This window comes from Pseudomonas sp. CCNWLW23 (assembly GCF_037095675.1).
Taxonomy (GTDB): domain Bacteria; phylum Pseudomonadota; class Gammaproteobacteria; order Pseudomonadales; family Pseudomonadaceae; genus Aquipseudomonas; species Aquipseudomonas atacamensis.
Map to the genome: position 1 here is coordinate 33474 of NZ_JBAWKM010000011.1, position 11082 is coordinate 44555.

Below are 11082 nucleotides of genomic sequence, written 5' to 3' on the forward strand. Positions count from 1 at the left end.
GGCTGCAGTGAACATTTCTCCAGTACACAACTGAAATGAGCAGAAGATCGCAGCTTCACGCAGCCCCAACAGGGTAATGCGCCTTGTGTAGGAGCTGCCGAAGGCTGCGATCTTTTGGTGTTTTAACGCAATTTCATACTGATCGACTGCAACTTCTTGCCATCGCGGTCATGGTAATTGACCAATATCTGATCAGCCTCAACGACCACATGCGCAAAATTGTCCTGACTCACCACGGCACTGGTGAGCTCGTGCCGATAATCCCCGGCTGCCGTGCGCACCAGCGGTTGATCGAGGATAAACGTTGAAGCCTTGGCATACGGCAGCAATTTGCTGTTGTGCAACGGCGAGGACACGATGGTGTGCACCTCGAAATCGGTGTCCTTGCTGTGACTCAAGCGACTGGTCAGCGAGCCATGGACGTCGCCGGAGACGAACACCACGTTCTTGATCCGGTGAGTGCGGATGGTTTCCAGCAGGCGCAGACGCTGCTCGGGAAAAGCTTTCCAGGCATCGTCACCGTTGAACTTGCGATCGGGATAGAACATCACGCTGGTCACCACGAATTTCACTCGTGCCGGGCTATGGATCAGCCATTGCAGCAGGGCCTGTTCCTGCTCGATGTCGAGAATGCGCCGGTCATCCTTCGACAAGTTGCGTCGGGTGCGACTGTCGGTGACGAACCAGGCGATATCGCTGTCGCCGAACTGATACCAATAATGCTTCAAGGTATTCCGGTCTATCTGGCCCTCGCTGTTATATGCGTAAACCGGGCTGTGGCTGGCTTGATAAAGTTCATAAGCGGCCATGGCGTTGCGATACAAGTCCTTGTCCGCATCTTTTGCATTGGCGGGCCAGTTATCTTCTATTTCATGATCGTCGAGCATCATGTAAGTCGATGTATTGGACATCAATCGTTGAATATTCGGTTGCGAGAATGCCGTTCGATACTTCTTCAGAATGTCTTTGGCTTCGCGATCCGGTGCAATGATATTCAAATCATCTACATACACTTGATCGCCGGTCATGATCACCGCGCTGACGGGTAGATGACTGCTCTCGACAAGTTGATTGATCGAGCCAAAGATGCGATCGCCCAGTTGCGGCAACGAAGCAATCCCCGCGGTGATCCGCAGATAACGGCAAGATCCGACGATAAAGCCCCGGGGCTGGCTGGCTTGCGCGGTGCGGGTACGAAAGCGGTAGAGCTGTCGCGGCCATTGCAGTGGAAACTCCACCACTGTGTCGATGGTGTGTACCGGATTCATCGGGCTTAACCAGCCGGCTTGATATTCGTATTCACAATCGGCGTCCAGATCCTGTAATACCAGTACGCCCGACATGTCGTTGGCTGGATGCAAAAGTGCAAATACGCTGTTGGACCATTTTTCCGTTCCGGCCTTGCGCGCGCGAACTCCGGCAAATACGCGTTTTTTGTCCTGTTGTTCGCCGCGCATGAAAATGCGAACTTCGTTAGTTGTGGCGTGGCCCACGATGGGGCCGATAGTCGGTTTGAACATGATCGATTCCGTTCGAGATTTTAATAAGATGAATTAAATAAGCGGAGCGCATTGAAGCAACTTTCCTGAGCAGAGGTTAGTTGGCCGGCGGCAGAAAATATTGGCGTTAAGTGGACCAGACCTGTGGCCGATGTCAGCGCAGGTTGTAGGAAAGAGACGCGATCCGGTTTATTTCAGGCAAAAAAAAGCCCCGTCAATTGACGGGGTTGAGGTACGAGCGTGTGGCGCTCGAAAGGGTGCAGCAAGCGGCCCTCCGTCGCCGGAGGGCCGTTTGGGTTACAGCAGGATGGTGCGGATGTCGCCCAACAGGCTGCCCAGACGCTGAGTGAAGCGTGCAGCAGCAGCGCCGTTGATCACGCGGTGATCGTAGGACAGCGACAGTGGCAGCATCAGCTTCGGCTGGAAGGCTTTGCCGTCCCAGACTGGCTGGATGGTTGCCTTGGAAACACCGAGGATCGCCACTTCCGGCGCGTTGACGATCGGCGTGAAGCCGGTGCCGCCAATGTGGCCGAGGCTGGAAATGGTGAAGCAGGCGCCCTGCATCTCGTCCGAGGACAGCTTCTTGGTGCGGGCTTTTTCAGCCAGCGAAGCCGCTTCGGCTGCCAGTTGCAGCAGGCTCTTCTGGTCGACGTTCTTGATCACCGGCACCAGCAGGCCATCCGGAGTGTCGACGGCGAAGCCGATGTTCACGTATTTCTTGCGGATGATCGCCTTGCCACTTGGTGCCAGCGAACTGTTGAAGTCCGGCAGCTCCTTGAGCAGGTGCGCGCAGGTCTTGAGCAGCAGCGGCAGGATGGTCAGCTTGACGCCAGCCTTCTCGGCCACGGCTTTCTGCGCAACACGGAAGGCTTCCAGCTCGGTGATGTCCGCCGAGTCGAATTGCGTCACGTGTGGCACGTTCAGCCAGCTGCGGTGCAGGTTGGCAGCGCCGACCTGCATCAGGCGGGTCATCGGCACTTCTTCGATTTCGCCGAAACGGCTGAAATCGACCACCGGGATCGGCGGGATGCCCGCGCCACCGGTAGCGCCGCCAGCAGCGGCCGGTGCTTCCTTGGCCTTCTGCATCATCGCCTTGACGTAAACCTGCACGTCTTCCTTGAGGATGCGACCGTGCGGACCGCTGGCGCCAACGGCGCTCAGCTCGACGCCGAACTCACGAGCCAGTTGACGCACGGCAGGGCCGGCGTGAACTTTGGCGCCCGGTTTCGCTGGTGTAGCAGCCGGCGCTGCGGCTGGAGCGGTGGCAGCAGGTGCAGCGGCAGCCGGAGCAGCAGGTGCCGGAGCGCTCGGTGCAGCAGCCGCAGCCGGGGCAGCAGCCGGGGCCGCGCCTTTGACTTTGAGCTTGAGGATCAGGTCGCCGGTGCCGACTTCGTCATCGAGCTTGATCGAAACGCTTTCGACCACGCCAGCGGCAGGCGATGGAATTTCCATGCTCGCCTTGTCGGATTCCAGGGTGATCAGCGACTGGTCGGCTTCGACAGTGTCGCCGGCCTTGACCAGCACTTCGATGATCTTCGCCTTGCCGGCCGAACCGATGTCCGGGACGTGGATGTCCTGAACGCTGTCGGCAACCGGTGCAGCCGGAGCAGCAGCCGGGGCTGGCGCAGCGGCAGCAGCAGGCGCAGCAGCCTGAGCCGGAGCGGCCGCAGCCGGGGCCGCAGCACCCGCCACTTCCAGATCCAGAATCAGATCGCCAGTGCCGACTTCGTCGTTGAGCTTGACGCTGATGGCTTTGACCACGCCAGCGGCAGGCGACGGGATTTCCATGCTGGCCTTGTCGGATTCCAGAGTGATCAGCGATTGATCAGCTTCGACGCTGTCGCCGACCTTGACCTGAATCTCGATGATCTGCGCCTTGCCCGACGAACCGATGTCCGGCACGTGCACTTGCTGTACCGAAGCGGCAGCAGGGGCAGCGGCAGGCGCGGCAGCAGCAGGTGCCGCAGCCGGTTTCTCTTCGGCTTTCGCAGCAGGTGCGGCGGCAGGTGCAGGGGCCGCTTCAGCGGCGCCCTCGACTTCCAGCTCGAGCAGTTCGTCGCCTTCTTTCAGACGGTCGCCCAGCTTCACTTTCAGGCTCTTGATGACGCCGGCTTTCGGGGCCGGCACTTCCATGCTGGCCTTGTCCGATTCCAGGGTCAGGATGCTCTGGTCGGCTTCGATGCGGTCGCCGACCTTCACAAACAGTTCAATTACTTCACCTTCACCGCTGCCGATGTCAGGTACGCGAATGAGTTCGCTCACAAAATGTCTCCTCAGCAGTCCAGTGGGTTGCGTTTTTCCGGGTCGATGCCGAACTTGGCGATGGCTTCAGCCACCACCTTAGGTTCGATATCACCACGGTCAGCCAGTGCTTCCAGGGCTGCCAACACCACGAAATGACGGTCGACTTCGAAGAAATGACGCAGTTTCTTGCGGCTGTCGCTGCGGCCGAAACCGTCGGTGCCCAGGACTTTGAATTCCTTGGACGGTACCCACTGACGGATCTGCTCGGCGAACAGCTTCATGTAGTCGGTAGAAGCAATGACCGGACCTTTACGGCCGTTCAGGCACTCTTCGACGTAGCTCAGCTTAGGCTTCTGGCCAGGCTTGAGACGGTTGCTGCGCTCTACAGCGAGGCCGTCGCGACGCAGTTCGTTGAAGCTGGTAACGCTCCACACGTCAGCGCCGATGTTGAACTCTTCACGCAGGATCTTCGCCGCTTCACGCACTTCACGCAGGATGGTGCCGGAGCCCATCAGCTGAACGTGGTGCGCCGCATCGCGAGTGTCTTCCTCGAGCAGGTACATGCCTTTCTTGATGCCTTCTTCGGCACCGGCCGGCATGGCTGGCTGCTGGTACGACTCGTTCATCACGGTGATGTAGTAGAAGATGTCCTGTTGCTCTTCGGTCATCTTCTTCATGCCGTCCTGAATGATCACCGCCAGCTCGTAGCCGTAGGTCGGATCGTAGGTGCGGCAGTTCGGGATGGTCGCGGCCAGCAAGTGGCTGTGACCGTCTTCGTGCTGCAGACCTTCACCGTTCAGGGTGGTACGGCCAGCGGTGCCGCCGATCAGGAAGCCACGGGTACGGCTGTCGCCAGCGGCCCAGGCCAGGTCGCCGATACGCTGGAAGCCGAACATCGAGTAGAAGATGTAGAACGGCAGCATCGGCTGGTTGTGGCTGGAGTACGAAGTACCGGCAGCGATGAACGAGCTCATGGCGCCTGCTTCGTTGATGCCTTCTTCAAGGATCTGACCTTTCTGGTCTTCCTTGTAGAACATCACCTGGTCTTTATCGACTGGCTCGTAGAGCTGGCCGACGGAGGAGTAGATGCCCAACTGACGGAACATGCCTTCCATACCGAAGGTACGGGCTTCGTCCGGGATGATCGGGACGATGCGCGGGCCGATTTCCTTGTCCTTGACCAGTTGCGCGAGGATCCGCACGAAAGCCATGGTGGTGGAAATTTCACGGTCGCCCGAGCCATCGAGGATGGCTTTGAGAGTGTCCAGATCCGGCGTCGGTACGCTGAAGCTCTGCGCGCGGCGCTGTGGCACGAAACCGCCCAGTGCGGCACGGCGCTCGGCGAGATAGCGGGCTTCGGCGCTGTTTGGCTCTGGCTTGAAGAACGGCAGGTTCTCCAGCTCTTCGTCCTTGACCGGGATGTCGAAGCGGTCGCGGAACAACTTCAGGCTGTCGACGTCGACTTTCTTGGTGTTGTGCGCAGTGTTTTTCGCTTCGCCGGCACCGGTGCCATAACCCTTGATGGTCTTGGCGAGGATGACGGTCGGTTGTTCCTTGTGGTTGACCGCTTCGTGGTACGCCGCGTAGACCTTGTACGGGTCGTGGCCGCCACGGTTGAGTTTCCAGATCTCGTCGTCGGACAGATCGGCAACCATTGCCTTGAGTTCAGGCGTGTTGAAGAAGTGCTCGCGAACGAACGCGCCGTCTTTGGCTTTGTAGTTCTGGTACTCGCCGTCGATGACTTCGTCCATGCGACGTTGCAGGATGCCGTCGACGTCTTTGGCCAGCAGCGGGTCCCAGAAACGGCCCCAGATGACTTTGGTCACGTTCCACTGAGCGCCGCGGAACACGCCTTCGAGTTCCTGGATGATCTTGCCGTTGCCGCGAACCGGGCCGTCGAGGCGCTGCAGGTTGCAGTTGATGACGAAGATCAGGTTGTCCAGCTTCTCGCGGCCGGCCAGGGAGATCGCGCCCAGGGATTCCGGCTCGTCGCACTCGCCGTCGCCCAGGAAGCACCAGACTTTCTGTTTACCCGGCTGGATGAAACCGCGGTGCTCCAGGTACTTCATGAAGCGCGCCTGGTAGATCGCCTGGATCGGACCCAGACCCATCGATACGGTCGGGAACTGCCAGAAGTCAGGCATCAGCCAAGGGTGCGGATAGGACGACAGGCCTTGACCATCGACTTCCTGACGGAAGTTGTTCATCTGGTCTTCGGTGATGCGGCCTTCCATGAATGCACGGGCGTAAACGCCTGGCGAGGTGTGGCCCTGGAAGTAGATCAGGTCGCCGCCGTGTTCGTCGGTCGGGGCCTGGAAGAAATAGTTGAAGCCGATGTCATACAGGGTCGCACTGGAAGCGAAGCTGGAGATGTGACCACCCAGGTCCGAATCTCGCAGGTTCGTGCGCATTACCATGGCCATCGCGTTCCAGCGTACCAGCGAGCGAATGCGGCGTTCCATGAACAGGTCGCCAGGCATGCGTGCTTCGTGGGTAACGGGGATCGTGTTGCGGTAAGGCGTGGTGATCGCGTAAGGGAGCTGCGAGCCGCTGCGGGTCGCCAGTTCGCCCATACGGGTCATCAGATAGTGAGCACGGTCTTCGCCTTCTTTGTCGAGAACCGATTCCAGGGCGTCCAGCCATTCCTGGGTTTCGACGGGATCGAGGTCTTGCATGGCTTGCTCCAGGGCGGAAAGGCTTCCAGAATCGGTTGCCTGAGTTTGCGACTGGCCTTGTGGGCAGACGATTTAAAATTCTTGGATTGCCGACAGGTTGTTCCGGCGGCGTGTAGTTTTACTACAAATCTTCCGGCATTTCAGCCTTTCGAATGTATAGACGAGTAGTAAAACTACAGATGAAAGGCTTGTGGCCTCCGACTGCGTTGTGAGAATAATCGTTAAGGCGGGTCGATTTCCATCCGAATAAGGTGAAAGTTTGATGCTGGATGCCAAAGAAGAAGAAATTTCAGCTATTTCTAACTTTTGTTCGACAGTCCTTCACGTAGCGGGTTTTCATCATTCACTACAAGCGGCCCTCAATACGCCGATCAAGGATAGACCATGACCCTGCCCGTGCTTGCCGAACTGCCCGCCATTCTCCTGCCGTTGGTCAGCCGATCCGAGCAGTCGTTCCGTACGTCCGTCGCCGCCCTTGAAGACGATCACGGCCTGTCGAACTGGACGTCGGAGCGCTGCGCGCAATTCGCCCGCGTCAGCGCCGCCAGCGAATTTGTCATTGAACAGAGCATTCGTGACCCTTTGATGTTGTTGTCGCTGGTCGCGTCCGGCGAACTTGATCGAGCGTTTGCGCCCGGCGAGCTGTGCGCACAGATTGCCGCCGCTGTGAACAGCGCGCAGAGCGAAGACGAACTCGGCCGCGCCTTGCGTCGCCAGCGCGCACGCCATCAGGTGCGGATCATCTGGCGCGACCTGACCCGCCAGGCCGATCTGGTGCAGACCTGCCGCGACCTCTCGGACATGGCCGACGCCACCATCGATCAGGCTTATCAATGGCTGTACAGCCGCCATTGCGAGCAATTCGGCACGCCGACCGGGCGGCGCAGCGGTGAGCCGCAGCAGATGGTCATCCTCGGCATGGGCAAGCTCGGCGCGGTCGAGCTGAATCTGTCTTCCGACATCGACCTGATCTTCGCCTACCCCGAAGGCGGCGAAACCGTCGGCGTGAAACGCTCGCTGGATAATCAGGAATTCTTCATCCGCCTCGGCCAGCGTCTGATCAAGGCGCTGGATCCCATGACGGTCGACGGCTTCGTCTTCCGCGTCGACATGCGCCTGCGTCCATACGGATCGTCTGGTGCGCTGGTGCTCAGCTTCAACGCGCTGGAGCAGTATTACCAGGATCAGGGCCGCGACTGGGAACGCTACGCGATGATCAAGGCGCGGGTGGTGGCTGGCGATCAGGTTGCCGGCGCGCAGTTGCTCGACATGCTGCGGCCGTTCGTTTATCGGCGCTATCTGGACTTCTCGGCAATCGAAGCGCTGCGCACCATGAAGCAGTTGATCCAGCAGGAAGTGCGGCGCAAGGGTATGGCCGACAACATCAAGCTCGGCTCCGGCGGCATTCGTGAAGTCGAGTTTATCGCGCAGGCCTTTCAACTGATCCACGGTGGCCGCGACCTGAGCCTGCAACAGCGTCCTTTATTAAAGGTGCTGAGCACGCTGGAAGGGCAAGGCTATCTGCCGCCGGCGGTGGTCAGTGAGTTACGCGAGGGTTACGAGTTTCTGCGTTACACCGAACATGCCATTCAAGCGATTGCCGACCGTCAGACGCAGATGCTGCCGGACAGCGCTCAGGATCAGGCGCGGATCGCCTTCATGCTGGGCTTCGCCGATTGGTCGGCGTTCCACGAACAACTGATGTACTGGCGCGGGCGCGTGGCCTGGCATTTCGCCCAAGTGATCGCTGATCCCGACGAAGAAGAGGGCGGCGAAAGCGAAGTGGTGGTCGGTGGTGAATGGCTGCCGCTGTGGGAGGAAGAACAGGACGAAGAGGCCGCGTGCCGGCAGTTGCAGGAGGGCGGTTTCGTCGATGCCGGCAAAGCCCTGAAGGCGCTGGCCGGTTTGCGCGGCAGTCCGCAATTGCGCGCGATGCAGCGGCTGGGGCGCGAGCGTCTCGATGCTTTTATTCCGCGACTGCTTGCGCAAGCGGTGGAGCACGACAATCCCGATCTGGTGCTCGAGCGCGTGCTGCCACTGGTGGAAGCGGTGGCGCGGCGTTCGGCGTATCTGGTTTTGCTCACGGAAAACCCCGGTGCGCTGCGTCGCCTGCTGACCTTGTGTGCGGCGAGCCCGTGGATTGCCGAGCAGATCACGCGCTTCCCGTTGCTGCTCGACGAATTGCTCAACGAAGGTCGGCTGTTCAAGCCGCCGCTGGCGCCGGAACTGGCGGCCGAGTTGCGCGAACGCCTGACGCGAATTCCCGAAGACGACCTCGAGCAGCAAATGGAAGCCCTGCGCCATTTCAAACTGGCGCACCGCTTGCGCGTCGCCGCCTCGGAAATCGCCGGCAGCCTGCCGTTGATGAAAGTCAGCGATTACCTGACCTGGCTGGCCGAGGCGATTCTCGAACAAGTGCTGGCCTTGGCCTGGCGGCAGACCGTGGCCAAGTACGGCACGCCGCTGCGCACCGACGGTACGCTGTGCGATCCCGGCTTCATCATTGTCGGTTATGGCAAAGTCGGCGGTATCGAATTGGGGCATGGTTCCGATCTGGATCTGGTGTTCATCCATGACGGTGATCCGCAGGCGGAAACCGACGGGCCGAAATCCATCGACGGTGCGCAGTTCTTCACGCGTTTGGGGCAGCGGATCATTCATTTGCTCACGGCGCAGACCAACTCCGGCCAGCTGTATGAAGTGGATATGCGCCTGCGTCCTTCCGGCGCTTCCGGGTTGCTGGTGAGTTCCCTCGGCGCGTTCGCCCGCTATCAGGAAAACGAAGCCTGGACCTGGGAGCATCAGGCCTTGGTGCGCGCGCGGGTGCTGGTGGGCAGTCAGGATGTTGGCCAGGCCTTCGAGAAAGTACGCGCGCAGGTATTGGGCAAACCACGGGATCTGGCCAAACTGCAACAGGAAGTCAGCGAGATGCGCGCGAAGATGCGCGACAACCTCGGTACCCGCAGCACCGCGGCCGGCACGGCGGCGAATGCGTTCGACGCGGGCGTGCCGTTTGACCTCAAGCAGGACGCCGGAGGTATCGTCGATATTGAATTTATGGTGCAATACGCGGCCCTGGCGTGGTCGCACAGCCATCCACCGCTGCTGCGCTGGACCGATAACATCCGCATTCTGGAAGAGCTGGAACACGAAGGGCTGATGCCCGCCGAAGATGCCAGTCTGTTGCGTGAGGCCTACAAGGCCTACCGCTCCGCCGCCCACCGGCAGGCCTTGCAGAAGGACGCCGGGGTGATACCGGGCGACCAGTTTGCCGACGAACGCCGGCAGGTTTTGCGGATATGGCAAGAGATGGGGCTAAGCTGAAAGCGGTTTATGCAGCACCCAATACCCTGTGGGAGCGAGCTTGCTCGCGAAGGCGGAGTGTCAGACGACACCGATGTCGGATGTGATGGCCCCTTCGCGAGCAAGCTCGCTCCCACATTGATCTGCGCTGAGCGCAGTGATGTGAACAGATGCAAAACAATGTAGGAGTGAGCCTGCTCGCGATAGTGGAGTGACAGTCGACAGTCATGTTGAAGGAAATGACCCATCGCCAGCAGCGCCGCTTCCACAATGATTATCGAGGCGGGGAGGCGTAAATGCCTCCCCGGTTCGTTTTTGGAAACCACATGAATATTCTGATCGTTGGGCCCAGTTGGGTCGGTGACATGGTGATGGCGCAGACACTGTTTCAGTGTCTCAAGCAACGCCACCCGCAATGCGCAATCGACGTGCTGGCGCCTGAATGGAGCCGGCCGATCCTCGAGCGCATGCCCGAAGTGCGCAAGGCCTTGAGCTTCCCGCTCGGCCACGGCGCGCTGGAACTGGCGACGCGCCGACGCATCGGCAAGTCCCTGCGCGGTCAGTACGATCAGGCGATCCTGCTGCCCAACTCGCTGAAATCGGCACTGGTGCCGTTTTTTGCCGGCATTCCGAAACGCACTGGCTGGCGTGGCGAGTTCCGCTATGGCCTGCTCAACGACGTGCGCACTCTCGACAAAGAACGCTACCCGCTTATGATCGAGCGCTTCATGGCGCTGGCCTATGGAGCGAACGCCGAGCTGCCGAAGCCGTACCCGCGCCCGACTCTGCAAATCGACCCGGTGACCCGCGAAGCGGCACTGGCCAAATTCGGCCTGACCCTTGATCGCCCGGTCCTGGCCCTGTGCCCCGGCGCCGAGTTCGGCGAATCCAAGCGCTGGCCGTCCGAGCACTACGCCAAGGTCGCCGAAGCGCGCATCCGCGAAGGCTGGCAGGTATGGCTGTTCGGCTCGAAAAACGATCACGCGGTCGGCGAAGATATCCGCGCACGTTTGATCCCGGGCCTGCGTGAAGAATCGGTCAACCTCAGCGGCGGCACCTCGCTGGCCGAGGCCATTGACCTGCTCTCATGCGCCGATTCCGTTGTGTCCAATGACTCCGGCCTGATGCACGTCGCTGCGGCATTGAATCGTCCGCTGGTCGCGGTGTACGGCTCGACCTCGCCGGGCTTCACCCCGCCGCTGGCCGAGCAGGTCGAGATCGTGCGCCTGGGCATCGAATGCAGCCCGTGCTTCGATCGAACTTGCCGGTTCGGCCATTACAACTGCCTGCGCCAGCTGATGCCGGACGCGGTCAACGATGCCTTGCAGAAGTTGCAGGGCTCCGTGGTCGAGGTTCATTAA

Annotated in this window: 6 protein-coding genes; 3 read left to right on the forward strand and 3 right to left on the reverse strand. The window is 60.2% G+C overall.

Annotated elements, in window-relative coordinates; all coding sequences use genetic code 11:
• Positions 1-122 precede the first annotated feature (122 nt).
• The 3 genes from V8J63_RS15345 to aceE all read right to left on the reverse strand — a co-directional run bounded on the left by V8J63_RS15345 (position 123) and on the right by aceE (position 6418).
• Complete coding sequence (locus tag V8J63_RS15345; protein WP_336353997.1) at positions 123-1520, reverse strand: alkaline phosphatase D family protein; 1398 nt, start codon at positions 1518-1520, stop codon at positions 123-125.
• Positions 1521-1796: 276 nt separating this feature from the next.
• Positions 1797-3761: a dihydrolipoyllysine-residue acetyltransferase gene (aceF, locus tag V8J63_RS15350; protein WP_125926301.1), complete on the reverse strand. Its 1965-nt coding sequence runs from the start codon at positions 3759-3761 to the stop codon at positions 1797-1799.
• A gap of 11 nt (positions 3762-3772) precedes the next feature.
• Positions 3773-6418 carry a pyruvate dehydrogenase (acetyl-transferring), homodimeric type gene (gene aceE / locus V8J63_RS15355; protein WP_024011316.1) on the reverse strand — a complete coding sequence of 882 codons (2646 nt, stop codon included), beginning with the start codon at positions 6416-6418 and terminating at the stop codon, positions 3773-3775.
• Between the two features lie 262 nt (positions 6419-6680).
• On the opposite strand from aceE, the gene V8J63_RS15360 reads away from it, so the two are divergent.
• The 3 genes from V8J63_RS15360 (at position 6681) to waaF (ending at position 11082) form a co-directional block, all read left to right on the forward strand.
• Entirely contained in the window at positions 6681-6806 is a 126-nt protein-coding gene (locus V8J63_RS15360; protein WP_256205860.1) for a hypothetical protein, read from the forward strand.
• Positions 6803-9742: a bifunctional [glutamate--ammonia ligase]-adenylyl-L-tyrosine phosphorylase/[glutamate--ammonia-ligase] adenylyltransferase gene (glnE, locus tag V8J63_RS15365; RefSeq protein ID WP_336353995.1), complete on the forward strand. Its 2940-nt coding sequence runs from the start codon at positions 6803-6805 to the stop codon at positions 9740-9742. Before V8J63_RS15360 ends, glnE begins: the two co-directional genes overlap by 4 nt.
• A gap of 305 nt (positions 9743-10047) precedes the next feature.
• The gene (gene waaF, locus V8J63_RS15370) at positions 10048-11082 is read left to right on the forward strand and encodes a lipopolysaccharide heptosyltransferase II (RefSeq protein ID WP_197892396.1); all 1035 of its coding nucleotides are present in this window, start codon (positions 10048-10050) and stop codon (positions 11080-11082) included.